The sequence below is a fragment of the Streptomyces sp. SCSIO 30461 genome (genome assembly GCF_037023745.1).
Taxonomy (GTDB): Bacteria; Actinomycetota; Actinomycetes; order Streptomycetales; family Streptomycetaceae; genus Streptomyces.
This window is the reverse complement of record NZ_CP146101.1, coordinates 3,549,481-3,575,473: the sequence shown is the minus strand read 5'-3', so window position 1 is coordinate 3,575,473 and position 25,993 is coordinate 3,549,481. Positions and strand designations below refer to the sequence as shown.

The window sequence follows — 25,993 nt, the reverse complement described above, 5'->3', positions numbered from 1 at the left end:
CGCGTTCGTACTTCCTGCCCGCGACAGCGGTCCCCGGTTCGACTCGCGGTACCGCCGCCTACCGGACCCCGCCCATCGGAGGAGACGCACACCATGACGACCGAGGACGAGGCCGGGATCACCGAGGGAGAACGCTTCTGGCGGGAACGCCGGATCTGCTATCTCACCACTCCCCGCCCGGACGGCACCCCGCACCTCGTGCCCGTGGGTGTCACCTATGACCCGCACTCCCGGATCGCACGCGTCATCACCAGCGCGGGCAGCAGGAAGGTCCGCAACCTGCGTGCCGCAGGCCCCGACACACCGGTGGCCGTGAGTCAGGCCGAGGGGCGGCTGTGGTGCACCCTCGAAGGCACCGCCGTCGTCAGGGACGACCCCGAGTCCGTGGCCGATGCCGAACGGCGCTATGCCGAGCGCTACAAGCCGCCGCGGCCCAATCCGGAGCGCGTGGTCATCGAGATCGCCGTCACCCGCGCCATGGGCACCGCGAAACCAGTCGGCTGGTGAGCCGCCCGGCCGTCCCGTCGGCAGCCTCGCGCTCCGCTCCGCCCTTCCAGCGTGCCAAGGCGCTGCGACCGCAACCACGCAGCTGCGACGGGCACACCCGGGCGCGCTGACCGCCGCTGGTGATGAGGGCGTTCACCGACGTCATGGGATCGGCGCCCATCGACTTCGCCACCAGGACGCCCACCACGAGCGGCAGCAGCGCGGTGGCGAGCGCCGTGCCCGTCATGGTCACGTGCTGGATGCGGAGGGTGCGCGGGACTTCGGGATCCATGACTCCCATTCCAGCCCCGCGCCCGCCGGTGCGGATCGGCTGACGTACTCAGTACAGGTGTCCCCAGGTACTCAGATGGCCACCGGATGTCCGCGTACTCGGGAGTCAGCCCACGTCGAGGACGAGCTTGCCCACATTGTCACCGCGGAACAGCATCTGGAAGGTCTCCGGGAAGTCGTCCACACCGCCCTTGACCACATGTTCCTTGACCTTGATCCGGCCGTCGCCGATCCAGCCGGCGATCTCCTGGGCGGCCTCCGCGTAGCGCTTGGCGTAGTCGAAGACCACGAAGCCCTCCATACGGGCGCGGCGCACCAGCAGGGACAGGTAGTTCGAAGGGCCACTGACCGGTGTGGTGTTGTTGTACTGGCTGATCGCCCCGCAGATCACCACGCGGGCGTGCATCGCCAGCCGGGTCAGCGCGGCGTCCAGGATGTCACCGCCGACGTTGTCGAAGTAGACGTCGATTCCGTCGGGGGTCAGCTCACGCAGGCGCTGCTTGATGTCCCCTTCGCGGTAGTCGATCGCTGCGTCGAAGCCCAGTTCGTCGGTGAGCAGTGCGCACTTCTCGGGCCCGCCGGCGATGCCGACCACCCGGCATCCCTTGATCCTGGCGATCTGTCCCACGATGGAACCGACGGCACCCGCGGCCCCGGACACCACGACCGTCTCGCCCTCCTTCAGCGCGCCGACGTCGAGCAGGCCGAAGTAGGCGGTCATGCCCGGCATCCCGAGCGCGCCGAGGTATGTGGACGCCGGGGCGAGCGAGGTGTCGATCTTCATCGCGCCCTTGCCGTCGGACACGACGTACTCCTGCACCCCGAAGGTACCGAGGACCTGGTCACCGGGCTGGAACCCGGGATGGTCGGACGCGGTGACCTCGATGACCGACCCGGCCCGCATCACCTCGCCGATCCCCACGGGCGGAAGGTACGAGGGCCGGTCGTCGAGCCAGCCGCGCATGGCCGGGTCCAGCGAGATGACCTGTGTCCGGCCGGCGAACTGGCCGGGTCCCGGTTCCGCCACAGGTGCCACATGGTGTTCCCAGTCCTCGGGGCGCACCGTGCCGGAGGGGCGTGCTGCCAGGCGGATCTGGCGGTTGGTCGCAGTCATCAGGCCTTGCCTCCCGTAGGTTACCGACACCTCCGACCATACCGACCAGTAGGTATGAGCGCGAGTCGGTCGTACACCCACAGTGCCCCCGCGCCTATGACATGCGCCACCCGTGTCCGACAAGGGCTCGCCGACTCTTGTGGGACGCGGGCGTCAGTCGCCTCAGTCGATCTCGATGAGCAGATCGCCCGCCTCTACCTGCTGGATCCTTCCGATGGCCAGGCGCGCGACCGTGCCGGAGCACTGTGCCGTGATGGAGGCCTCCATCTTCATCGCCTCGATGGTGGCCACCGTCTGCCCCGCGGACACCGTCGCGCCCTCCTCGACCTGGAGCGTCACCACACCCGCGAACGGTGCGGGGACATGCCGGTCGTTGCCGCGCTCGGCCTTCTCCGCGGCCTTGACCTCGGTGGCGATGGACTTGTCCCGTACCGACACCGGGCGCAGTTGGCCGTTGAGCGTAGCCAGCACGGTGCGGATACCGCGCTCGTCGGCCTCGGAGATCGCCTCCAGTTGGATCAGCAAGGTGACACCGGCACCCAGGGTGACGGTGTGTTCGACATCCGGCTCGAGCCCGTAGAAGAAGTCCTGCGTGGGCAGCACCGACGTGTCGCCGTAGGCCTCGCGATGGGCGTCGAACTCCTTGGTCGGACCGGGGAACAGCAGCCTGTTCAGCGTCGCCCGGCGGTCCCGTCCGAGTCCCTGGCGGTCGTCCTCCGAGAGTGTGGGCGCCACCGCCTGGGCAGGACGCCCCTTGAGCGCCCTGGTACGGAACGGCTCGGGCCAGCCTCCGGGCGGGTCGCCCAGTTCACCGCTCAGGAACCCGATCACCGAGTCGGGTACGTCGAACTTGCCGGGGTCGGATTCGAAGTCGGCCGCGTCGACCCCGGCTCCCACCAGGTGCAGGGCGAGGTCGCCCACCACCTTCGACGAGGGAGTCACCTTGACGAGCCGGCCCAGCATCCGGTCGGCGGCGGCGTAGCAGTCCTCGATCAGCTCGAAGCGGTCGCCCAGGCCGAGCGCGATGGCCTGCTGCCGCAGATTGGACAACTGCCCGCCGGGAATCTCGTGGTGGTAGACCCGCCCGGTGGGTGAGGCGAGCCCGGACTCGAAGGGCGCGTAGACCTTGCGCATCGCTTCCCAGTACGGCTCCAGCGCGCCGACCGCCTCGAGCGAGAGCCCGGTGGCACGCTCGGTGTGGTCGGTGGCCGCGACCAGCGCCGACAGCGAGGGCTGGCTGGTGGTGCCCGCCATCGAGGCGACCGCCGCGTCGACCGCGTCGACGCCCGAGTCGACCGCGGCGATCAGGGTGGCGAGCTGGCCGCCTGCCGTGTCATGGGTGTGCAGGTGCACCGGGAGGTCGAAGCGCTCACGCAGCGCGGTGACCAGTGTGCGGGCAGCGGGCGGGCGCAGCAGCCCGGCCATGTCCTTGATGGCCAGCACGTGCGCCCCGGCCTCGACGATCGCCTCGGCCAGCCGCAGGTAGTAGTCGAGCGTGTAGAGCTGCTCGGCGGGGTCCGACAGATCGCCGGTGTAGCAGAGGGCGACCTCGGCCAGGGCGGTTCCGGTGGACCGAACGGCGTCGATGGCGGGACGCATCTGCGCGACGTCGTTGAGTGCGTCGAAGATGCGGAAGACGTCCATACCGGTCGCCGCCGCCTCGGCTACGAAGGCGTCGGTCACCTCGACCGGGTACGGCGTGTAGCCGACGGTGTTGCGACCGCGCAGCAGCATCTGCGTGCAGATGTTGGGCGCCGCTTCCCGCAGTGCCGCGAGCCGCTCCCAGGGGTCCTCGGCGAGGAAGCGCAGCGCGACGTCGTAGGTGGCGCCGCCCCAGCACTCCAGGCTCAGCAGCTCCGGCGCGGTGCGGGCCACATACGGGGCGACGGCCAGCAGATCACGTGTCCGCACCCGGGTGGCCAGCAGGGACTGATGGGCGTCGCGGAAGGTCGTGTCGGTCACCGCGACGGCGCGCTGTGCGCGCAGCTCCGCCGCGAACGCTTCGGGGCCGAGGGCCGCGAGACGCTGCCGCGAGCCCGCGGGGGGCTCGCCGCCCAGCGAGGTGGCGGGGAGCTTCAGGACCGGGTCGATCACCAGGGGACGTGGACCGTGCGGGCGGTTGACCGTGGTCTCGGCGAGATAGCTGAGCATCCGGCTGCCCCGGTCGGCGGACGGACGCGCCTTGAGCAGCTCCGGATGGTCCGCGATGAAACTCGTCGTGACCCGGCCTTCACGGAATCCCGGATGGTCGAGCACCGCACCGAGGAACGGCAGGTTGGTGGCGACTCCTCGGATGCGGAACTCGGCGATCGCCCGCCGTGCACGGCGGGCGGCGTTGGTGAAGTCATGCCCGTGGCAAGTCAGCTTGACCAGCATCGAGTCGAAGTGTGCGGACACCTCCGCACCGGTGTGGACGGTGCCTCCGTCGAGCCGTACTCCGGGGCCGCCCGGGGATCGGTACGCGGAGATCATGCCGGTGTCGGGACGGAATCCGTTGGCCGGGTCCTCGGTGGTGATGCGGCACTGGAGGGCCGTGCCGTTGAGCACGATGTCGTCCTGACTCAGCCGCAAATCGGGCAGGGTCATCCCCGCGGCGATCCGCAGCTGCCCGATGACCAGGTCCCGTCCGGTGACCTGCTCGGTGACCGTGTGCTCCACCTGGATACGCGGGTTCATCTCGATGAAGACATGGTTGCCGCGCTCGTCCACGAGGAACTCGACGGTGCCCGCGTTGACGTAGCCGATGTGCCTGGCGAAGGCGACGGCGTCGGCGCAGATGCGGTCGCGCAGGTCAGGGTCGAGGTTCGGTGCCGGGGCGATCTCCACGACCTTCTGGTGGCGCCGCTGCACCGAGCAGTCCCGCTCGTAAAGGTGGACGACGTTGCCGTCGCCGTCGGCGAGGATCTGCACCTCGATATGGCGGGGGTTGACGACGGCCTGCTCGAGGAAGACGGTGGCGTCGCCGAAGGCGGACTCCGCCTCGCGCATCGCCGCGTCGATCGACTCCCGCAGTTCTCCGGGCTCGGAGACATGCCGCATTCCCCGTCCACCGCCTCCCGCGACGGCCTTGACGAAGACCGGGAAGCCGATGGCCTGCGCGGCGTCGAGCAACTGGTCCACGTCCGTGGACGGTTGCGACGACTTCAGCACGGGGACCCCCGCCTCACGGGCGGCGGCCACCGCACGGGCCTTGTTGCCCGTCAGGTGCAGCACGGATGCCGGGGGCCCGACGAAGGTGATCCCCGCGTCGGCGCAGGCGGCGGCGAGGCCGGGGTTCTCGGACAGGAAGCCGTAGCCGGGGTAGACGGCGTCGGCACCGGCCTTGCGCGCGGCTTTGATGACTTCGTCGACCGACAGATAGGCCCGCACGGGGTGGCCCTTCTCACCGATCTGATAGGCCTCGTCCGCCTTGGCGCGATGAAGCGAGTTGCGGTCCTCGTAGGGGAACACCGCCACCGTGGAGATGCCGAGTTCGAACGCCGCGCGGAAGGCGCGGATCGCGATCTCGCCCCGGTTGGCGACCAATACCTTGCGGAACATCGAAGTCCCCTGTCGTGTTGCGGGCGCGCGGCCTCAAGGTGAAGGTGACGATGCCGACCCGACTGCCGGGGCCGGCATTCGCTGTTCCCGTGGACGCTACCGATTCACCGGCGCCCGCGTCGATCTCCCGCCGAAGGGAGCTACGTCACGCAGAGTACGTCCTGGTAGTGCCGGATTGTGCCGGTTGTCGCCTACTCCGCGTGGCGCTTCTTCCCACCGCGGCGCCTACCCGGAACGAGTCGCCGCAACCGTCACCGGCAGCGGCGCGGACACGGTCTCCGGGGTGTCGTCCGTCTCGGTGCTCACCGCGATCCACACCGCGTAGCCGAGGCGGAGAGGAACAGCGAGAGACCGGAGTGGATCGCCGGCCGCCAGTCCACACCACTCGCCCCGGCGTGTGGCACACCCGGCGGGTCCTTCCGCTTCGGAAGGCCCAGCCCAAGCCGCGGCCGGAGGGTGCCGAGGAACAACGCGTTCATGACCTGGCCTGTTCTCTGGTTTGAGACCTGGAGGGCGCTCGGGCGACGGACACTTCGGGGTGGTGTCTCCGCAGGACGGCGAGCCGGGCCACGGGGGCGCGCCGGACGCCTCAGCCGCCCACGGGCTGAGGCCGGTGGGAGGCCGAAGCCTGCGGCTGCCCGTCCGCCCGCGGGGCGGGCTCGGACTCGGGCTCGGGCTCGCTACCGCCCTCTGTCCCGGCGTACTTCTCGACGGCGAAAGCGCGGTTCTTGATGACCTGTTCGCGAATGTTCCCGGGCAGATCGGGCATCTCCAGCAGCGCGTCGCACGCGGCGACGGACTCGTCGTAGGACCCGACCCAGTAGGCGTTGATCGAGTACTCGAAGAGGAGTCCCCACCGGTACACCCAGGGCTGGGTGAACAGGATGTCCTCCGAGGGCAGGGGGCTGCCGACCACACCGCACAGCAGGGCGAACGCGGTGTGGTAGCGCCCCTTCCTGCGCAGCCGTGAGGCGAGTTCGTAGCAGGCCTCCAGGCGCTGCGGACGAGTCTCCCAGGCCTTGACGAAGGCCTCAGCGGCGTCCGGCCAGTGCGCGGCCGCCGCCTCGAGGATGCCGACTTGGAGCAGGGCGAAGTACACCTCCTCGGCCCATCCGCCCATGGCGGCGCGTCGCTCGTAGAGTTCGATCGCTTCGGCGTTCCGCCCCAGATCCCGCATGGTCTGCGCCAGGTAGAAGACGGTGCGCGGATTGTCGGGGTCGCGCTGGAGTTCGAGACTGAGCAGCCGTGCGTCACGCTCGAACTTGTCGTGCTTGGAGCCACCGTCGCCGTGGTCGCGGATCACCAGGGCGTCCGTGTTCTCCTGGCGCACTTCCCGGTCGCAGGTGAGGAACTCGTGGGTGACGCCCTCGTACCGCCACGGCAGATCACCGCGGACCAGCCGCCGGATGCGGTACGAGGTGTCGCAGTCGTGCCGCAGCATGTACGCGTCGGCGGTCAGCAGGGGGAGTTCACCGTCGCTCCGGACTTCCAGGTCCGCGTCCAGCAGCAGTAGGTAGTCGGCCTTCCCGATGGCGTGCCGCATGTTCAGGGTGCGGTTGTGCCCGAAGTTCACCCAGGGCTCTTCGTGGAGCTCACCGGGAATCCCGTCGAGAGCCGAGCGGATCAGGTCCCGGGTCCCGTCGGTGGAGCCCGTGTCGGAGATGACCCAGTAGTCGATGAGTCCCTTTGCCGCGTCCAGGCAGCGCTCGATGACCTTCGACTCGTTCTTGACGATCATGCAGAGACAGATGGACGGCTTCATGGAGTTCCTCACCGGACGGTCACCGATTCGACTACCACGGGGTCCTTCGGCTTTCCGACAGGGCTCCCGCTGCCGGTTCCGTTCGCCCCGATCTTCCTGAGCACGTCGAGGCCGCTGCCCTCGGGGTCCCCGCATTCGAGAACGAAGATGTGCCGGGTGGACACACGGTGGCAGGCGCTGCCGTCGTAGTAACCCTGACGGGCCAGGTGCACGAACGAGTTCGTGGCGCACGGAGCGTCGCCGCCGAACGACTCGAAGACGACACTGCCCGCGTTCGTGTCGAGTGTGACGCTGTACGGACGGGTGGGGACCTTGGCGCCGGTGGGCGGCAGCGACACCCGTTCATCGGGGTCGCTGAGCGTGTACACACACGACGTCATCGCCTTCGCCACGGGCCCGGGGGCAGCCTGTTCCGTGGTGAGGCCGACGGCGGCCCAGGTCAGGGACGCGCACCCCAGGGTGACGGCGAGCGCGGTCGCCGGCCCGCGCAGCATCGCGTCTCGCGCTCCGCGCTCGCGGATGCGGCCTTCTCGGGGAGGTGCGGCGGATTTCGGTTCCGGCTGCGATTCACTCTGGGACATCTGCGCCTCGGTCGGATGGATGACGGCAGGACATAAGCCCTCACACGCCGTGCCCCGTCAACCATCAACGGCAGGGCCGTGTCACCCGATCCGACCCGTGCGAGTGACATGCGTGTCTGCCGCTTGGCGATGTCCGCCACCGTTCGGAAGCCATGCCGATCGCCCGGGGTGCCGTCTCCGTCCCGCGCTGCGCTCATCGAGGTATGCCTGCGACGTCGCCCGCCGCCGGCCGGAGGGACCGGGGCGACGGCACGTCTACTCCGTTCGAGGTGTGCGCTGCCTCCCCGATGTCGTCAGCGTGGTCGCGGTGCCCCTGTAGCAGCCCACGGTGTATACGGGCCATCGACAGCATGCCGCCGGTGACCAGGGCCACCCAGGTCACCAGCCGTCCGACGCCCCTGGTCCACCGAATCCCGGCTCCCCCGTGAGGAGCCGGGGAGGACGTTCCGTGGTGCTTTGCGCATGCGTTCCCACATGCTCGAATGGCAATTCGATGGAACGTCAAGTGCGTAGCTCGCTCGGGTGCGTCAGCAGGGCCTCGGCATCGGTGCTCTTCTCGGCAGCGGGGCGGACACGCCCTCGCGGACGGCGGCACAGGGCCGCCGTCCGCGAGGTGGTTTCTCAGGAGGTGATCCGCTGGGTCAGGTCGTAGAGGGTCGTGTCGCCGACGTCGACCTTCTTGAAGTTCTCCTGCACCCAGGTGTTGATCTGGCTGCCGGCACTGTCACCGCTGCCGCCGCCCGGGCCCCGGGCATTGCCCGGGATGAAGTAGTGGATCTCCCCCTTGTCGACCATCGACTTGAAGCTGTCCAGGGTCGGAGAAGGGTCGTTCCCGTTGAATCCGCCGATGGCCATCACCGGCTTCTCGGTGGCGATCTGGTACGAGCCCGTGGAGTGCGAGGCGACTCCGGCGGCGACCCAGGTGTACTTGCTCGCGTCCTTCAGCAGCAGTTCCTCCACCTCGTTGCTGATGGTCGCGTTCTCACCACCGGGACCACCCATGCCGCCGCCCGGCGTGCCCTGGCCCATCCCGCCGCCGCCCGGCGTGCCCTGGCCCATCCCGCCGCCGCCCGGCATGTCCTGGCCCTGGCCCCTGCCTTGGCTCTGGCCCATGCCCTGGCTCTGGCCCGTGCCACCGGGAGGCTGCTGCCCCATGCCTCCGTAGCCGGGCATCCCGTCTCCGCGGACCCCTTGGCCCATGCCCTGGTTCTGGCCCTGCGCCTGACCCCTGCCTTGGTTCTGGCCCATGTCGGTCGGCGGCTGTATACCCATCGGAGGCTGGCCCCTGCCGCCACGCCCGTCGCCGAACGCGCTGGTCGACGAGGGTCCGGCCGTGGGCATTCCGCCCGTGTGCACCGTGTTGAGCGTGGTCAGCGTGTAGGCGAACGGACCCGCCAGGGACGCGGCGAGAGCCAGTCCCGCGACACCGACGACCGCACGCCGTCCGAGCCGGGCGGCGAACAGGAGCCCCGCAGCCGCGGCGAGACCGGCCACGAGCACCAGCCACTTGAGCGGACCGTAGTCACTGGTGCGCCCGAGCAGCACGTACCCCCACACCGCCGTCACGGCGACCGTGGCACCGAGTACGGGAACGGCCCACTCGGCGCCGGCGCGCTCCCGCCACAGGACAGCCACGCCCATGCCGACCAGGACGGCGAGATACGGAGCCAGCGCGACCGTGTAGTACTCGTGGAAGACACCCGAGGCATAGCTGAAGACCGCGGCGCTGGTCAGCAGTGCGCCGCCCCAGAGCAGGAAGGCCCCACGGGTCGCGTCGGCCCGGCCGGCCTTGCGGGTCAGGATGAGAGCGGCGACCAGCAGGATCAGCGCGGCGGGCAGCAGCCAGGAGATCTGGCCGCCGAGGCCGCTGTTGAACAGCCGGTCGACTCCGGTTTCGCCCGTGTTGCCGAAACCGCCGCCACCACCGGGACCGCCGCTCCCGCTGTTGCCGCTGACACGGCTGAGGCCGTTGTATCCGAAGGTCAGCTCCAGGAAGGAGTCGTCCGTGGAACCGCCGATATAGGGGCGGGACGACTCGGGCCACAGCTCGACCAGGGCCACCCACCAGCCGGCCGCGACGAGCAGCGCGAACCCGGCCGTCAGCAGCTGCCACAGGCGCTTCAGGGGCCTGACCGGCGCGCAGACGGCGTAGACCAGCGCGAGCGGCGGCAGCACCAGGACGGCCTGGAGCTGCTTGGTCAGGAAGGCGAAACCGATCACCGCACCCGACCACACGAGCCACTTCGTGCGCCCGTCCTCCAGAGCCCGCTGCACGAAGTACACGCTGAGCGCGAGGAGCAGCGCGAGAAGTGCGTCGGGGTTGTTGTAGCGGAACATCAGCGCGGCCACCGGGGTCAGCGCCAGTACCGAACCGGCGAGCAGCCCGGCGCCGGGGCCGAACTGGCGCCGGACCGACGCGTTCACCAGGGCCACGGCCAGTACACCCATGATCACCTGGGGGACGAGGATCGACCAGGAGTTCAGCCCGAAGATCGACACCGACAGGTCCATCGGCCACAGCGAGACCGGCGGCTTGTCGACCGTGATGGAGTTCGCGCCGTCCAGCGAGCCGAACAGGAACGCCTTCCAGCCGGTGCTGCCGGCCTGGGCAGCGGCGGTGTAGTAGGAGTTCGCCCACCCGGAGACACTGAGGTTCCACAGGTAGAGCAGCCCGGTGGCCAGCAGCAGCCCGATCAGCGCGGGGCGCGCCCAGCGGGGGTCACCAGGCCGGCCCTGCCACAGCCGGGCCACGCGGGAACCGTCGCGGGCGGGCCGGGCCGGAGTCGACGAGGCGGCGTCATACCCCGGGTTCGGCGGCGGGCCTGCCGCACCGGTGTCACTGCGGTCGGCGGGGGTGGTGGTCATCGCGGGTTCCTTGCTGTGTGGTCGTCGGGGCGTGGTCGTACGGTGGCGTTCCAGCTCGTGTCCGCGGCGTCGTCGGCGCGGCCGTGCTGCGCGTCGCCGCAAGGCGAGGCGGCCTCTGCGTAGTAGTGCGGCAGGGGGCGGTAGTCGTCGATCCAGTCGACCGGCACCTCGTGGATCCGCAACCCGGCGCGCTCGGCGAGTACCAGAATCTCGGTGCCGAAGAACCGGTTGGTGTCCTGGACCAGGGGCAGCAGCACCTGCGCCGCATCGCCTTGAACCCGCACTGCGAGTGCAGTCGGCGCACGCACCTTTCGATGTCCTTCTCCTCGTTGCGGACCGGCACCACCACGTCGAGAACGGGTGGTCCGGGTATCGCTACGGGGATGTGGTCCCGCGCCGGGAGAGTTCCCATCCAGGAGTCCGTGTGCATGGTTTCGACCCTCCGGTAGTGCCCTGTCACATCGATGTGGTGAAGCTGTGCGGCGCCTGTGAAACGCGGTCGCGCCGGGCACCGGGGGCTCGGCGCGACCGGTCCGCTGTCAGCGGACCGGTGCCTCGTGGCCCGCCCGGACGAAGTCCGTCAGCCAGCTCCGGAAGTCGGGGCCGAGGTCGGGCCGCTCGCAGGCGAGCTCGATGACGGTGCGGAGGTAGGAGGCACGGTCGCCGGTGTCGAAGCGGCGTCCGGAGAAGACCACTCCGTGCACGGGGTGGTCGCCCGAGACCGCCAGTTCCCTGAGGGCGTCCGTGAGTTGGATCTCGCCGCCGTGGCCAGGCTCCGCCTTCTCCAGTAGGTCGAAGACGACGGGGTCGAGTATGTAGCGGCCGATCACCGCGTAGTTACTGGGAGCGGTCCCCTGAGCCGGCTTCTCCACGAGGTCGATCACGCGGACCAGCGCATCCTCCCCGTCATGTGCGCGGCCGTCCACCGGGCCCGCCTCACCGGCCCGCTCGACCGCCGCGCATCCGTAGAGGTGTGTCCGGTCGGGTTCCACCTCCATCAGGGCGACGACACTGCCGCTGTAGGCCGCCCGCACCCGCAGCATCTGCTCGAGCAGTCCTTCGCCGGGGCCGATGAGGTCGTCTCCCAGGAGTACGGCGAAGGGCTCGTCGCCGACGTGGCTGCGCGCGCACAGCACCGCGTGGCCGAGGCCGAGCGGCCGGCCCTGGCGGACGTGATGCATACGGGCCAGACCGGTCACCCGGCGCACGGCGTCCAGGCGGGCGGTGTCACCCTTGGCGGCAAGTGCCTGCTCCAACTCGGCGTTGTCGTCGAAGTGGTCCTCCAGTGCCCGCTTGTTGCGCCCAGTGATCATGAGGACGTCCTCAAGCCCGGCGTTCGCCGCTTCCTCCACGACGTACTGGATCGCCGGTTTGTCGACGACCGGCAGCATCTCCTTGGGAGTCGCCTTGGTCGCCGGCAGGAACCGCGTGCCGAGTCCGGCGACGGGGATCACGGCCTTGGTCACCGTGGCGGTGGGAGTGTGGGTGCTCGCGTTCATGCCCGCAACACTCGCCCACGAGATTGGGCACAACCTGTGGGACACCTGGGGCCGGACCATGTGTTCGCACCGGCCGGGACCGGCGAGGCTGCTCACCTGTATGCCCGCCTGAGGTGGCCGGTGCTCATCGCCCACCGGATCTTCATCGACGTGGACCCTCCTGGGAGCAGCCAGGGTGACGAACTCGTCGCCACCGGCAGCCTTCTCCAGGACAGTGGTGCGGTGGGGGAGTTCGACGAGGGCCTGTACGGTGACCCGCCCGGGAACCGAGGGCCCGAACGCCCTGCAATGCCAGCCGCGCGCGCCGGGCGGCCCTATGTGCACCATCCGGCCACCCGGCCCGGTCGTACGCACCACGGCGGCACGGGCGCCAAAGGGTGCACGGCCGCGTGGACGAGGAGCTCCCGGCCCGGCCGCTCGAGGTCCGCCGCCGGATCAAGCCTCGTCACCGGAACGTCTTCGGCCGTCCCCGGAGGGCGCTGCGCCCGGCAGATCAAGGCGCTGAAGTAAAGAGGCGCGCGCCGATCCCAGGTGACTCACAGTCGGCTCACACTCGACCAGACGCTACGTCCTGGAGGAGGCCGTGGCGGTCCCACGGACGTCTCCCCGGCCAACCCCCGGATCACCAAGCGGCGGTTCAACGTGCCGGTGGCCATCGAGGGCAATGATCTCCTGTTCACCTTGCGCAGCGACAACGCCGCCGACATCCAGGACGTCCTGGGGTGGCTGGGCGGCAGCAACAGACTGGCCGGCCGCCCACAGGCATCGCCACTCCTGTCCGACCTGCTGGCCTTCACCTCCAGCCGGGCGATGTTCACCCAGATCGGCCTGCCGAGGAAGATCGCGGACGCCAACAACCTGGTCTACGCGTTCATGGTCAACCCCGGATCGCCGATGTGGATGGGCTTCGCCGACCAGCAGACCTCGGGTACCAGCGCCGCTGATGCCGTCACCTTCCAGTCGAGCCCGCTGACCACGGCCCGGCCGGGCGACTACTTCGGCAACGGCTCTATCCAGCACCTCTCGCACGTCATCATGGACCTCCAGCAGTTCTACGACGTGGACGACACCGGCGTCCCCCAGGACGACGCCATGTACACCGAGCGCGTCCCGTACATGTTCCGCTCCACGCCTCCGCCCGCGGAAGGCAACGCGGACCGGTACACCGACGGCGGCGGACCGGCCTTCCTGGAGAACACCTTCCAGGGCACGGACGACGCGCTCCGCAGCGCCCAGGGCATCGGCACACCGGAGGGCGAGCACCGTATCGGGCACCTCTCCGGACTCCAGCGCTCATCGCGTACCGCATCCGGACTGCCCCTCCACGTGCGCATGGACGGGCCCGGCTACGACAGCATGGACGTCCCGGACGGCTCCGCGCAGCCCAAGCTCCAGTTCACCATCTCCGTACCGACGGCCGAGTTCTTCCGTGTCATGCGCGGCAACCAGGCATCTCTCGACCTGGCCGAGGAGGACGACGTCACGGAGGACGAGAACGGCCTCGAACGCTTCCTGACCGCCACCAGGCGCCAGAACTTCCTCACCCCACCGCGGCTCCACCGCTCCTTCCCCCTGGTCGAGTTCATCTGACCGACACTCTCCCCCGCCCGGCCCTCCGTGACACATGCGGAGAGCCGGGTGCACCGCCGGACCGGGACGCCCGCAACCGCTCCCTCCCACTGGTCCGTTCAGGGGCTTACGCGACGCCGCGACCCGTTACCTTCGGACAACTCGCCAAAGTGCTGATAACAACCCATACGTAACTGAACGGACAGATACGCGAAAAGGCGACCTGTCCAACCAGCACTGTGGAGGTAGCGATGTTCCGTCTCGTCAAAAGCGCGGTCGTGGCACTGGCCGTCGGTGCGGCCACCATCGGCGGCGCCTCGGTCGCGTCGGCCGACGCCGGAGCCCAGGGCGTGGCCGCCGACTCGCCCGGCATCCTGTCCGGCAACGTCATCCAGGTGCCCATCGACGTGCCCATCGCCGCCTGCGGCAACTCGCTCGGCGTGATCGGCATGCTCAACGGCACCGCCGGAAACACCTGCTTGAACGGAGACATGACAGACGGTGACGACGGGTCGACCGGCGCCATGGCAGTCGGCGCGGCCTCCGGCTCCCCGGGGATCCTGTCCGGCAACGTCATCCAGGTGCCGGTAAGCGTCCCCGTGGCCATGTGCGGCAACTCGCTCGGCGTGATCAGCATGCTGAGCCCGGCCGCCGGAAACGCCTGCGTCAACTCCTGACGGCACGCGCGGCGGTCCGCCCCGGCTGTGCCATGGCGGACCGCCGCCGCTCCCGCGGCGGCGGTCCGCCCGGCTCCCATACCGTCCGAAGCCCACGACGCTGTCGCCCGACTGCGTCCCTGACCTGCGCAGTCGACCGACCCGCCGACCCGTCGACGGGGCCGGATCGGATGCGGCGGACCCTCAGGAGACGCCGGTGAGATACATTCCCGAGTCGCCCTTGCCTGCCGTGTTCTGACAGGCATAGTCGCCGGTCGGCTTCGCGTGGATCAGAGCGAGGCACCGGCCCAGAGCGCGCTGGGCGTAGTAGTTCGGGTGGAACGACTCCTGCAAGGTCCCCTGCGCCACGCCACTGACCAGGAAGCGCGCCCATTCGCTGGTGGCCGCCGAGGGCCCCTGCGACGACGTGGCCAGGCGGGTCGTCTTGGCACAGACCTCACGCCCCTGGAGCATGTCCTGGAGGTCGAGGAACTGGACTCCCTCGGACTCGGCGACCTCCTTCACCGCGGCGGCGTACTCGGGGATGAACTCGTCCCGCGCCCAGTCGGCGTCCTTGTTCCAGAACGGGCAGCCGCCGGTGGTCAGTCTGGACCAGCCGCTCTGCGAGTACCGGTTCTCGGAGCTGCGGGGGATCGGCGACGGTGCCGACTGGAGGACGATGCGGTAGTCGCCGGTCGAGTATCCGGTTGACGACATCACGGCCCTGATCTCCTGGACGGACTTGGCGATGCCGGCCATGGCCGAGTCCATCCGGTCGTCGACCTTCTTCCCCTGGTCGTCGTGGCAGTAGGAGTACAGGATGGTGTAGTCCTCGACGCAGTTGGTGATGACGTCGCTGAAGCCCAGGTCGTTGCCGCCGATCGAGAGGGCGATCAGCTCGACCCGGTACTGCGCGGCGACCGCGGCCAGCCGGTCGGCCTGCGGGGACTCGCCCTTGAGCGACTCGCCGCCGTTGACCGCACGGAAGACATGGTCGGTGGTGGCGCCCGAGCACGCCAAATTGATCGCCACGTCGGCGATCCCGGTGGCGCTGAGCACCTCCGCCGAGTCGGAGCGGTCGCACCCGCTGGCATAGGTGCTGCCATAGATCTTGGCGGGGTCGTAGCCACCACCGGAATAGGCCCGGTCGGTGCCGCTGCGGCTGCCGGACTGCGTATTGCTGTTGCCCTGCCAGCGGCCGGCTTCTCCGGAGATGAAGCTGTCCCCCATCGACACCACGGCGGTCTGCGCACTTGACGTGCTCGCCTGTGCGGGGGTGGCACCGCCGGTGAGCGCGGTGGTGAGGAGGAGCGTGGACGTGAGGGCGGCGGCAGGCAGCCGCAGGGGTGCGATGTGGAATCCGGGCATGGCGATGCTCCTGCATCCAGACCGTGCCGACACGGATGGTCAGCACGGAGCATTGACGGAGAGGCACGCCGGCCGAGCGCGAGAGGAATCTGACACGGCCCATTTGTTACCGCAAGGTAGCTGCACGGATTTCATATCCGCCTCATAGGGGCTACCGGATCTCCCTTACCACCGTTGGCGTCGCGGCAACTGAACAGCGGTTCAGGACCTGCCGATAGAGCCCCTTCACCAGGGACGGGCGGCGGCGCGGACAACTCCGTTCACCACACGGCCACTTCACGGTGTCCCCTGCCTGCCGCACCGGGGCCGATGCGAGCGCCCTGCCGGGCTGCACCGACGAGGCGGACCACTTCTCCCACCGCGGAGCCGTAGTGACGCAAGCGCGTTCGTATACCGATTCGAGATGTGCCGACCGGACCGGCGCGGTCTCACAGGGGGGTGCGGAACGTCAGCCCTTGTCCGCGCGGCAGAGAGCTTCGGTGATCAGACGGGTGGCGAAGTCATGGTCCTCGGTGAGGCGGTTGATGTGGTCCGCGAGCAGGAAGGTCGTGGCCTCCAGGGGAGTCAGCTCCTCCTCGGTCCAGTATCCGTACTGCTTGCGCCAGAGATTGGGGCTCAGGCCGGTACCCGCTGCGACGACCAGGCCCACCATGGTGGGGATGACCTCGGGGGGAAAGCTACGGGGCATCACGCGCATCGTGGCCACGAGGCTGGGGATCACATACTCGACGGGATCCTTGTCGTGGTCCTCGTAGGCCATCCGCAGCCACCGCATGTACATGTAGATGAGTGTGCAGGCGCCGTCCAGCAGGTCGTCGATACCTTCAGGGTCCAGCGATGCGGCGTACTGGTCGATCAGTTTCTGCTGTTCGGGGTCGATCTCGTCCTTCTCGTCGTAGATGCTCCTGAGCCGAGAGTCGATCATCATGAGCGCTGCACCCACATCACCGGCGGGAGCGTGCTGGGGGTCACAGGGCGATGGCACAGGTTCCTCCTCGGCTGACAGCGGTGAGCTACACGGTGTGTACGTACAGTAGACCCGGGGTGGGACGGGGGTCAGGCGAACGCCGACAATGCCGCCTTCCGGATCGGCCCGGGAACGCAGCCCGCCCGCCGCGGTGACGGCGCGGCGCGCCCGGGAACCGTGGCAGCCGGCGAACTCGGCCGCCGCCCCGGGGCCTTGGCACCGCTCGGGCACGACATCGCCGGCGGGTGGCGGTACCCGGGGCGACCACCGCCCGGGTACCGGCCCTACTCTTGTGTCCCATGCCCGAGGCATCCTTCACTTACGAGCCGGTCGGCGCGACCCGCGACGACCTGACCTTCTGCCCGCCCGGCTTCCATCCGACGTACGGGCGCACCCGACTCGGCGAGGGCACCGAGGTCTTCCGCCGTGCGGCCGACGCGGTCCTCACCTGGGAGATGCACCGTGCCATGGGTGTCCGCATAGACTCCACCGCCGAACGCGCGACTCCCGGCGTGGACCTCACCGTGACCCTGGGCAGGCTGATCAAGGCGCCCTGCCGAGTGGTGTGGGCGGTGGAGGAACCCCGCCGCGCCGGCTGGGCCTCCGGCACACTCGCGGGCCACCCCGAATGCGGCGAGGAAGCCTTCCTGGTCGACCGCACGGGTGATGGCACCGTCTGGCTGACCGTGGCCGCGTTCAGCCGAGCGCAGAAGTGGTATGCCCGCGCGGGCGGGGCCGCGACACGCGGGTTGCAGCACGCGTACGCACGCAGGTGCGGCGCCGCTCTGCGAAAGCTCTGCGCGGGGGTCGAGGAGTAGATCCGCGGCGCCCCGCCGCGGCAACGGCCCTCACGCGGGTACCACATGCGGATGATTTCCCCAGGTGCGCCCGCGATCGGGAAGCCCAGGGTCCGGGGCCCCGCACCGCGCGGGACGGCTCGGACTCACGCCGGTCGTGTCCGTGACCCCGCCGGATTGGGCGGGGTCACGGACATGAGGCCCCCGCACCAGGCCCCCGCGTCAAACCGGCCGGACTCAGGAGACGATGCCGTGCTCCCAGGCCCAATCCGCGATTTCCACGCGGTTGCGAGCCGGGAGTTTCTCCTGGATCCGAACGGATGCCGGGACGGCAGAGCCGGCGGCGATCGCCAGGGCGGGAGCGGCAAAGTGCCGTTCCCGCCGTCCGGCGGGATCCTCGTGGTCGAGCCGACTTCAGTCGAGCAGCAACGGATCGGGCAGTTCGGACTCGGGGTGCATCCGAAGCAGGGTGTGCACGACTCCCGCCAATCCGGACATCAGACTCGGCGAGAACGCCTCGCGGGCCAGTCCCCCGACCGGGCCGCGCTGTTCGAGGCCGGTGAGGATCTCGGCGTCCAGGTCGGCACGGTCGGCGAAGTCCAGGGCGGTGAGCAACTCCCAGGAGCCCAGGTCGCCGTGGCACAGGGTGTGGCTCCAGCCGAAGCCGTCGGCGGCGCACGCCTGCGCGGCGCGCCGGGCCATGTCGAGGCGAGCGGCTTCGCCGGTACGACGGTGCAGGTCGAGCATGCCGATGCCGATTCCCGCGCTGCCGTGGCACCAACTGGTGAAGAAGTCCTCCTCGGCTCCTATGCGCACATCCAGCCAGTTCCCGTACTCCGGCCGGTACAGGGACTCCTGGTAGGCGAAGGCCAGTTCGGCGAGGTGGGACCAGTCGCGCCGGTCCGATGCGGAGCCCGCGCCGGCGAGCGCGAGCCGGGCCAACGCCCAGCCGATGCCCGTGGCGCCGTGCGCGAAACCGCCGATGCCCTCCGGGTTGAGCCGGGTCGTCCATCGGGCGCCGCTCGCGTCGACGGTGGCCAGGCCGGTGAGCCGGCGGCCGATGTGGGCGGCGGCTTCCAGCCAGCAGTCCTGCCCGGTCGCCGCGGCCAGGCCGAGCAGCGGGACGATGCCGCCCGCAGCTCCGTTGAGCAGGTCCACCTCCACGTCGTCCTCGACGAGAGGGCTGTCCGCCAGGAGCACGGCCCGTTCGGCGGCCCGCTCCAGCAGGTGCCGTCCGCCGAGCACGCGGTGCAGTGCCAGCCACGTCCACACCTGTGAAGCTGCACCGCTGAACGCCCCGGCGGACGGTGTCGGCGTGTGTTCCTCGGTGCCGATCAGCACACGCAGGGCTCCCTCGTAGGTCTCGGCGACGCCGGGCACCTTGTCGGCCCGCCCGACCCGTACCTCGGCGAGATACTCGGCGAGGGCCAGGGCCACTCCGCCCTGCCCGGTGTAGAGGTCGGCGGGCAGCACTCTGATGGACCATCCGGCGGGAGTGAAGACGGGGCTGATCCAGGTGGCCGTGCCGTCCTCGCCGCGCACCGCACCGTCGCACAGGCGCCGGACCATCCGCACGGCCAGATCACGGCGACGCCGCTCCCGGTCCTGGGCGTGCGGCTGCCACGCGGGCGCTCGCACCCTGCCCGGCAGGGTGCGTTCGTTGAGGTAGGCGCCGACCAGTGCGTCCTGGATGACCGCCTCCTCGAACGCCAGGTCGGCGTCACGCCAGTCCTCGACCGTGGCGTGCACGGCGGCCGTGTCCACGGTGAAGGTGCACATCGGCACGTCTCCGGCCAGGAGTTCCGCGATCTCGCCGTCGATGGCCGCCCGGTCGCGGGGCGCGCCGGGCAGTACGTCGGCATTGCGCCTCAGGATGTCCCGGGCGCGTTCGACGGCGGCCGGCTCGTCGTAGAGGGACGCCGGGTGCCACAGCATGCGGCCGATGTCGACGTACGCCTGTGTGGGCCGCAGGATTCGGCGTGCCTGGGCGCCCTCGAAACGGCGCAGCAGCCGGTACGGGTCGGTGCCGGGGCGGCGCAGATGCGCGGTCATCTCACGGAAGCCGGCCAGGATCCGGTCCCAGTACGTGCTCAGCACCGGAGTGGGGCTGGGGTGGTTGCCCGCGATGGGCATGGCGACGAGGTCCACCTCGAAACGGGCCGCACCGGTGCCGCCGTCGGCGATCACGGGGTTGGGAATCAGCGGCTGCTGGCCGGGGAGCGCCCCGATCCCGGAGATGTCGACTCCGCCGAGGGCGAAGCCGGTACCGCGCACGGGCAGCAGTCCGGTGCGCAGAACGGTGCGCCGGATGGCGGCGGCTGCCACGTCCACGGCGTCGCCCCGGCCGCTGGGCGGGAAGGGGGCGGGGGCGTCGAAGAGTGTTTCTGCGTCCACGATGACCGGTATCGGCCCGGTCGCGATCATGTTCTCCGCGTGCATGTCGGTGCCGCCGGTGAGACGGAGCACGGCCAGCCAGTGGCCGACGTTACGGTAGAACGCGGCGAGTTCGGCGTCGTCGGCGCAGTAGCGGTGGGCGACGAACTCCGCCCAGCCGTAGCCGTCGCGGGCCAGGGTCCGCGGCACCCTGATGCGTGTGTGCGGTGCCGGGGCGGCGGGGAAGTCGGCGTAGATGTCGTCCAGTAGCTCGCCGAGCGCGAGATCGGCCCGGGACGGGCGGGGTTTGTACATGACGGTCCCGCCGGTGAAGTCTGCCCGGCTGACCGTCAGGCCGCCCCGGTGGCTGTCGCCCTCGCCGAAGGCGACGGCCCGCAGTCGACCGGGGGCGGCTCCCAACAGCGGCGCGAGCAGTTCGCGGTCCGCTGCGATGCGCTCGGCGAAGATGGCGGTGGCCTCGACGGAGAGCCGCGCCACCGAGGCGACGCGGCGGGCGAGGGTCGGGTACCGCTCGGCGGCGAGCCGGTCGAGATAGCCGTCCTCACCCGCCTGTTCGATGAACGCGTCCCAGGTCCGTGCGGTCCCCTCGGCGGCGGGGCTCTGTCCTGCGGTCATGCGCAGGGCGTGCAGTTCGATGAGGAAGAGTCGGGACAGCTTCGCGTGCAGGGACCTCAGCAGGGTGGTATGGCCGGCTTCCAGGAGCGTGTTCCGCTCGTCCGGGTCCAGTCCGCGGATGGCGGCCAGCCGCCGTGCCAGTGTCTCCCGCCAGGGCCGGGCGACGGACCGCACAGGCCGGTCGAACCACTCGGCCCCGCCCCGGTCGTCCGGCTCCTTCGCCGCCGGTTCCCCCGGCTTGTCCGTCGTCGATCCACTCACTGTCCGCCGTCTCCCTCTCCGCCCGCGCGTACGCCCCGTGAAGGGCCTGGACAAGCGAGGGAACCGCGCCCACGAGCGCGCGGTTCCCTGTGGTCACGTGTCAGCAGCACCAGCTGCCGCGCGAACCGCTCGGGCTGGAACAGAAGCCGTAGAGCGAGTCGCTCGGGTCGGTGAGGGCGGCTTCGGCGGCCGCGCCGCCGACATAGAGAGGACCTGCCGGGTTCGACAGGCCGTACGCGGTGTCGGCACCGGTCAGCCATGCTTCGAGCACGGCTGCGGTGTGCACACTGGTCTGGGGCATGGATGGCCTCCGGACGTAGGGGTTCGGGCGGATTGCCCAGCCCCGAGTATCACCGTGTTCGAACACCCGTCAGATGACGAATCCGGCCACAGTCGTATGGTGCCGAGGGTGCGCATCGGCATCTCTGAGGCGGTTCGGATGCCGACGCTGAGGGCCCATGAGCGCGTGTGCACGGCCGAGCCCGGAAAACGAGTGGCCTCTTTCGGTTGTATGCCGCGCCCCGCGGCCGGGGACGCGGCGGGCAGCGTGCCGTTCAGGCGGGCCGCGTCGGATCCGACGTCACCGGGCAGGCGGGCGGGCGGATTCCCAGGTGGCGCCGCGAGTGGAGCGTTCGACGCGGTATGACCCGGCAGCGACGACACCGTGTCCAGGCCGTATCGGTCGACCGGGTGAGTGGAGCCGAAGTCGCTCCGCTGACGGTCGCCGCCGCTCCGGGCTCCGGTCCGGCGCTTCCCGGGCGCTGACGACGGCGCGGCCCGGCATCCGGCTGACGGAAGGATTCCGCCGAGTCGAGCTGGCCGAAACGGGCGCTCGCGTCGGCGAGTCCCGTCGCGGCGCGGTGGAATACGGTCGCCTGCCCAAGGAACGGAGCGAGGAATCGGAGCGCGGAACAGGCCGTTCAGCGCTCGGGCGCCGTCAGGAAGCGCGCCGGCCGGCCGCCGACGCCCTCAACCCCGTACCGCGACGATCGAGGAGGCCATGATGCTCGTCGTGCGGGGTCTGCCGGAGGGCTGCGGCCCCGCGGTCCAGGGCCGTTTGAGGTAAGGATCGTGAAGGTGGTCATCGAGGGTACGGTCATCCGCACCGTGCCGGACCTCCACGGCTTCCTGTCCCGAGCCCTGGATTTCGGCCCCTGCTACGGGGCCGATCTCAGCGCCCTGTGTGACCGGCTGACGACGGAGGTCGAACGGCCGGTGGAATTCGTCCGGAAGGACGCGGACCTCGGCATAGGGAATCCACGCCGGACGGGACCCGGACGCCCAGCACCGTGGACGACAGCGGCAGCACGGCGAACCGCTTGTTCTTGATGGCGGGTACGTCCTTCAGCGCCGGGTTCGCGAGGAGGAACTTCTTCTTGTCCTCGACCGACTGGTCGCCGTAGTCGTAGATGACGATCGCCTCGGGCGCACGCTCTGCCACCTGCTCGAACGACACGTCACCGAACGCCTTGTCCAGGTCGGTGAAGAGGTTCATCCCGCCGGCCAGCCTGATCATCTCATTGCCGATGCCGGCGCCACCGGCGGTGAATGCGGTCTTGTCGCCGCTGTCGTAGACGAAGATCTTCATCGGCGCGGTGTCGGCGAGTCTGTCCTCGACGCTGTCCAGGGTGCCGTGGAGCTTCTTCAACTGCAGCTCCGCCCGGTCCGGCACACCGAAGATCTTCGCCACGTTCCGGATCTCCTGGTCCATGGCGGCCATGGTCACCGGCCCCGACGGGCACTCCTCGATGTTCAGATAGGAGTTGATCCCGGCCTTGGAGAGAGCGTCGCGGCCACGCCCTTCCTTCTCGTCGAAGGTGCTGGCGAAACCGCCGTAGGCGAAGTCCGGTTCGGCGGCCAGCAGTGCCTCGAACGAGGGGTACTCCTTCGCCAGGACCTTGATCCCGTCATAGGCGCCCTGGTACTCCGGCAGGATCCTGTCGTCGAGGCAGGAGGTTCCCACCATGGACCTCTCCAGCCCCAGTGCCAGCATGACCTCGGTCGCGTGCTGGTTCATCGACACCGAACGCTGCGGCGGACGCTGATAGGTCGTCTTCACACCGCAGTTGGACACGGTGACCGGGAACCCCTTGGCAGCGTGATCGGCTGACGGGGCCTCCTTCCGCTCCACGGTGCCTCCGCAGCCGGATATCAGCAAGGCCGCGGCCATGGCCGACAGCAGGGATACCGGGCGCCGGCCCATCATGTGGAAGGTCCTCTCCCGCAGGAGTGGTCCTGTGCGTCCGGGCATCGGCCGGGAGCGCTCGGACTCAGGAGGGTGGAAAGAGCGGTGGCCGCGACTCAGCGCGCGCCACGGGGCATCTCGGAGCGGGCGCGCCGAGGCGGGGCGAAGGCGTGGTCATCGAGGAGGACGGGCCGAGCCGCGACGCCCGGTCCACCCGCCCGCACCCAGGCGGCGATGCCCTCAGTGGCGGCGGTGTCGTTGACGAGGGCGAACCAGGCCGCCCGGCCACCGGCTGCACGCCCATCCGACGAGGGCTGCACAACGATCACGTTGGCCTGGTCGCACACGTCGAGGCAGTCCGAGACGCGAACCGGCGCCTCTTCGGCGAGGCGCGCGATCTGTTCGCCGTGGTCGACACCGGTCACTTTGGCGCTGCCACAGCAGCAGTCCCGGCACACCACGACCCGGCACGGAACCGGACCGGCTGTCGATGGTCTTCTGGGCATCCCGACGAGCCCTCCTCTCCGGGGAAATCCGCCCCAGTCACTTCGAGGAGGCGACCGCGTGAGTCTCCTGGCTCTCGGGTCGATGCTCGTCCCGACCTTCCCACCCGCATCCGGGCAGTGGTCTGTTCGGGGTCCGCTCGCCGATCACAGTGGCGGGACCGCGCCGGATTCACACCGGCTTCCTCGTTCCGCCGTCGCCTTTTCGCCTGACATCATGACAGACGCACACGACAGGCCATAACCCCGGGTGCGTACCGGCCGGTGGCGAAATGTGGCACGCGGGCATCACGCGACCACGGCCGCTCGCGCCGTGCACCTCCGTGTGCTCTCAAACACCTCGTGTACGAACGGGACGGTCCGCGCTCACGCCGAACGGTCCGCGCCACCGGACAAGGCGGCACGGTGCCATCCCCACGGGGCCCTCGATCTGTCCGGTCCCGGCCTTCGCGGCACGGTTCGACGCCGGTTCGACGCAGGTGTGCGCGGCCCGGATTGCGGGACCACGGCACGGGCGTAGGCTGGGAAAACAACGGTCGGCCCGGCCACAGCGGACGTATCCCGGGCGAGCCGGGAGCGAGCGTGAACGCATCCATGAGTGCCGAGGGATTCCCGCCCATCTCCGACTTCGCCTTTCTCAGCGACGGGCACTCGCTGGCACTCGTCGGACGCGACGCGTCGGTGGAGTGGGCCTGCTTCCACAGATTCGACGGGCCTTCCGTCTTCGCGCGGATACTCGACCGGGAACGCGGGGGGCACTTCCGCATCGCCCCCACGACCGACGCGTACACGTCGACTCGGCGCTATCTCCCCGACACCAACGTCCTGGAGACCACGTTTCGTACGTCGGGCGGCGTCGTCACGGTCACCGACTGCCTGCCCGTCCACGTGGACCCGGCGCGGCCCGGCCACCCGGCCCGCAAACCACCGGGGCACGTGCTCCAGCGGCACGTTCACGGTGTGTCGGGCGCGGTCGGCCTCACCCTGGAGTTCTTCCCCGCCTTCGACTACGCACGGTCCGATGCATCCTTCACGCCTGCACCGGACGGAGCCCTCCGGGCCTCCGGTGGCGGCGAAGTGCTGCTGCTGCGGAGTGGTCTGGGCCCACTGGAACCCTCGGCCCGGCAGACGGGGAACGACGGCTTCGTGTCGCACGCCACCGTCCCCGCCGGTGCGGAAGTGGACGTGGTCCTCACCCGGCTGCTCCCAGGCGCGCCCGAGCCGGAGCCGCTCAGCGCCCGGGAGCTGGCCGACCGCGTCGAGGCAACGGTGGCGTACTGGCGTAGGTGGGCCGCCCGGTGCACCTACCGAGGCCCTTACCGGGAGGCGGTGGTGCGCAGTCTGCTGGTGCTGAAAGGGCTCGTCTACGCGGACACCGGGGCCGTGATCGCCGCGCCCACGACCTCGCTGCCGGAGGAGATCGGCGGTGAGCGCAACTGGGACTACCGCTACACATGGGTCCGCGACGCCACGGCCGTACTCGCCACCCTCACCGCAACCGGCTACACGGACGAGGCCCGCCACTTCGCCGACTGGCTGCTGGAGACCACAGCCGGCAGTGCGAAGGAACTGCGGACGATGTACGGCGTCTCAGGGGACAGGGCCCTGTACGAGACCCGCCTGGACCATCTCGGCGGCTACCGCGGCTCCCGTCCCGTGCGGGTCGGCAACGAGGCATGGATGCAGTTCCAGCTGGACATGTACGGCGAAGTGCTGCTCGCGCTGAACTTCGCGCTGCGGCTGCGCGGCGATCGGATCCGGCCGGAGCGGGTCGGATTCGTGCATGACCTCGTCGAGCTGAACATCGCCCGGTGGCGGGAGCCGGACGAGGGCATCTGGGAGTTCCGTTCGGGACGGCGCCACTTCGTGTTCTCGAAGCTCATGGCCTGGGCGGCCGTCGACTCCGGCATATGCCTGATCGACCGGTTCCCGCAGGTGAGCAGAGACCCCGAGCTGCGTGCCCGATGGGTGCGGGCGCGGGAGGAGATACGCGAGGAGATCGAGAGCCGCGGGGTGGACCAGCGGACCGGGGCGTTCGTCCAGGATTTCGGCGGCGACGCGCTCGACGCCTCCGCCCTCCAATTGATCCTGCGAGGATTCCTTCCCCTCGGCGATCCGAGGATCGATGCCACGCTCGACCGGATCGAAGCGGAACTGACGAGGGAGGGGCACGTGTACCGCTACCTCGGCGCCGACGGGCTGAACGGCCACGAGGGGAGTTTCCTCTTCTGCACGCTGTGGCTGGCCAGTGCGCTGGCCTACACCGGTCGTATCGACGAGGCGGGGAAGCGTCTTGCCACGGTGCTCCGTTCGGCGAGCGACCTCGGTCTACTCGCGGAAGAGTTCGACCCGGTTTCGGGCGAACAGTTGGGGAACTTCCCGCAGGGTTTCAGCCATCTCGGTGTGGTGGCCGCGGCACTCGCCATCGAATCGGCGAAGCGTAAACGGGACGGCAAGCCGGGCGGCGCTCCCCTGGACTTCATCGATGCGCTGATCCTGGCGAAGCGCGCGGTCTGAGCACGAGCAGCCCCGTACTGCCA

20 protein-coding genes and 1 riboswitch are annotated in these 25,993 nt (G+C 69.9%); of the genes, 6 read left to right on the top strand and 14 right to left on the bottom strand.

All coding sequences use genetic code 11. From position 1 onward, the window contains the following. Positions 1-93 precede the first annotated feature (93 nt). Positions 94-507, top strand: a complete 414-nt coding sequence (locus tag V1460_RS15755; protein ID WP_338678063.1) for a TIGR03618 family F420-dependent PPOX class oxidoreductase — start codon at positions 94-96, stop codon at positions 505-507. On the opposite strand, the gene V1460_RS15750 is transcribed toward V1460_RS15755, so the two are convergent. The 8 genes from V1460_RS15750 to V1460_RS15715 all read right to left on the bottom strand — a co-directional run bounded on the left by V1460_RS15750 (position 467) and on the right by V1460_RS15715 (position 12,138). Beyond that, on the bottom strand, positions 467-778 hold the full coding sequence (locus V1460_RS15750; RefSeq protein WP_338674348.1) for a hypothetical protein: 312 nt from the start codon (positions 776-778) through the stop codon (positions 467-469). The genes V1460_RS15755 and V1460_RS15750 overlap by 41 nt on opposite strands. Before the next feature lie 105 nt (positions 779-883). Beyond that, complete coding sequence (locus tag V1460_RS15745) at positions 884-1,891, bottom strand: NADP-dependent oxidoreductase (protein ID WP_338674347.1); 1,008 nt, start codon at positions 1,889-1,891, stop codon at positions 884-886. A 162-nt stretch (positions 1,892-2,053) separates the two neighbouring features. After that, a complete protein-coding gene (locus V1460_RS15740; protein WP_338674346.1) occupies positions 2,054-5,431 on the bottom strand; it encodes a pyruvate carboxylase in 3,378 nt (1,125 codons plus the stop codon). A gap of 589 nt (positions 5,432-6,020) precedes the next feature. Beyond that, positions 6,021-7,193 (bottom strand): glycosyltransferase, encoded by a 1,173-nt coding sequence (locus tag V1460_RS15735; protein ID WP_338674345.1) that lies wholly within the window; start codon positions 7,191-7,193, stop codon positions 6,021-6,023. Positions 7,194-7,201: 8 nt separating this feature from the next. Continuing rightward, positions 7,202-7,774, bottom strand: coding sequence for a peptidylprolyl isomerase (locus V1460_RS15730; protein ID WP_338674344.1), 573 nt, complete (start codon positions 7,772-7,774; stop codon positions 7,202-7,204). Between the two features lie 621 nt (positions 7,775-8,395). Next, positions 8,396-10,639: a glycosyltransferase family 39 protein gene (locus V1460_RS15725; protein WP_338674343.1), complete on the bottom strand. Its 2,244-nt coding sequence runs from the start codon at positions 10,637-10,639 to the stop codon at positions 8,396-8,398. Then, the gene (locus V1460_RS36325; protein ID WP_407077463.1) at positions 10,636-10,947 is read right to left on the bottom strand and encodes a hypothetical protein; all 312 of its coding nucleotides are present in this window, start codon (positions 10,945-10,947) and stop codon (positions 10,636-10,638) included. The genes V1460_RS15725 and V1460_RS36325 overlap by 4 nt, the downstream gene beginning before the upstream one ends. Positions 10,948-11,178: 231 nt before the next feature. Then, positions 11,179-12,138 (bottom strand): UTP--glucose-1-phosphate uridylyltransferase, encoded by a 960-nt coding sequence (locus tag V1460_RS15715; protein WP_338674342.1) that lies wholly within the window; start codon positions 12,136-12,138, stop codon positions 11,179-11,181. A 120-nt stretch (positions 12,139-12,258) separates the two neighbouring features. On the opposite strand from V1460_RS15715, the gene V1460_RS15710 reads away from it, so the two are divergent. The 3 genes from V1460_RS15710 to V1460_RS15700 all read left to right on the top strand — a co-directional run bounded on the left by V1460_RS15710 (position 12,259) and on the right by V1460_RS15700 (position 14,384). Continuing rightward, positions 12,259-12,648 (top strand): hypothetical protein, encoded by a 390-nt coding sequence (locus V1460_RS15710; RefSeq protein ID WP_338674341.1) that lies wholly within the window; start codon positions 12,259-12,261, stop codon positions 12,646-12,648. A 21-nt stretch (positions 12,649-12,669) separates the two neighbouring features. Beyond that, the gene (locus tag V1460_RS15705) at positions 12,670-13,728 is read left to right on the top strand and encodes a hypothetical protein (protein ID WP_338674340.1); all 1,059 of its coding nucleotides are present in this window, start codon (positions 12,670-12,672) and stop codon (positions 13,726-13,728) included. Between the two features lie 230 nt (positions 13,729-13,958). Then, complete coding sequence (locus tag V1460_RS15700; RefSeq protein ID WP_338674339.1) at positions 13,959-14,384, top strand: chaplin; 426 nt, start codon at positions 13,959-13,961, stop codon at positions 14,382-14,384. Between the two features lie 183 nt (positions 14,385-14,567). On the opposite strand, the gene V1460_RS15695 is transcribed toward V1460_RS15700, so the two are convergent. Then, a complete protein-coding gene (locus V1460_RS15695; RefSeq protein ID WP_338674338.1) occupies positions 14,568-15,731 on the bottom strand; it encodes a GDSL-type esterase/lipase family protein in 1,164 nt (387 codons plus the stop codon). Positions 15,732-16,179: 448 nt separating this feature from the next. Continuing rightward, positions 16,180-16,716, bottom strand: a complete 537-nt coding sequence (locus V1460_RS15690; RefSeq protein WP_338674337.1) for a hypothetical protein — start codon at positions 16,714-16,716, stop codon at positions 16,180-16,182. A 281-nt stretch (positions 16,717-16,997) separates the two neighbouring features. On the opposite strand from V1460_RS15690, the gene V1460_RS15685 reads away from it, so the two are divergent. Next, a complete protein-coding gene (locus V1460_RS15685; RefSeq protein WP_338674336.1) occupies positions 16,998-17,516 on the top strand; it encodes a DUF1990 domain-containing protein in 519 nt (172 codons plus the stop codon). A gap of 393 nt (positions 17,517-17,909) precedes the next feature. On the opposite strand, the gene V1460_RS15680 is transcribed toward V1460_RS15685, so the two are convergent. From V1460_RS15680 to V1460_RS15665, 4 genes are all read right to left on the bottom strand, one after another. After that, positions 17,910-20,765: a type 2 lanthipeptide synthetase LanM family protein gene (locus V1460_RS15680; RefSeq protein ID WP_338674335.1), complete on the bottom strand. Its 2,856-nt coding sequence runs from the start codon at positions 20,763-20,765 to the stop codon at positions 17,910-17,912. 100 nt (positions 20,766-20,865) lie between these two features. After that, positions 20,866-21,066 carry a DUF6229 family protein gene (locus V1460_RS15675; RefSeq protein ID WP_338674334.1) on the bottom strand — a complete coding sequence of 67 codons (201 nt, stop codon included), beginning with the start codon at positions 21,064-21,066 and terminating at the stop codon, positions 20,866-20,868. Between the two features lie 870 nt (positions 21,067-21,936). Next, the gene (locus V1460_RS15670; RefSeq protein ID WP_338674333.1) at positions 21,937-22,971 is read right to left on the bottom strand and encodes an ABC transporter substrate-binding protein; all 1,035 of its coding nucleotides are present in this window, start codon (positions 22,969-22,971) and stop codon (positions 21,937-21,939) included. A gap of 95 nt (positions 22,972-23,066) precedes the next feature. After that, positions 23,067-23,456, bottom strand: a complete 390-nt coding sequence (locus V1460_RS15665; protein ID WP_338674332.1) for a (2Fe-2S) ferredoxin domain-containing protein — start codon at positions 23,454-23,456, stop codon at positions 23,067-23,069. A gap of 39 nt (positions 23,457-23,495) precedes the next feature. Continuing rightward, a riboswitch (cobalamin riboswitch) is annotated at positions 23,496-23,698 on the bottom strand. 337 nt (positions 23,699-24,035) lie between these two features. On the opposite strand from V1460_RS15665, the gene V1460_RS15660 reads away from it, so the two are divergent. Next, positions 24,036-25,970 (top strand): glycoside hydrolase family 15 protein, encoded by a 1,935-nt coding sequence (locus tag V1460_RS15660; RefSeq protein ID WP_338674331.1) that lies wholly within the window; start codon positions 24,036-24,038, stop codon positions 25,968-25,970. The last annotated feature ends 23 nt before the right edge of the window (positions 25,971-25,993 follow it).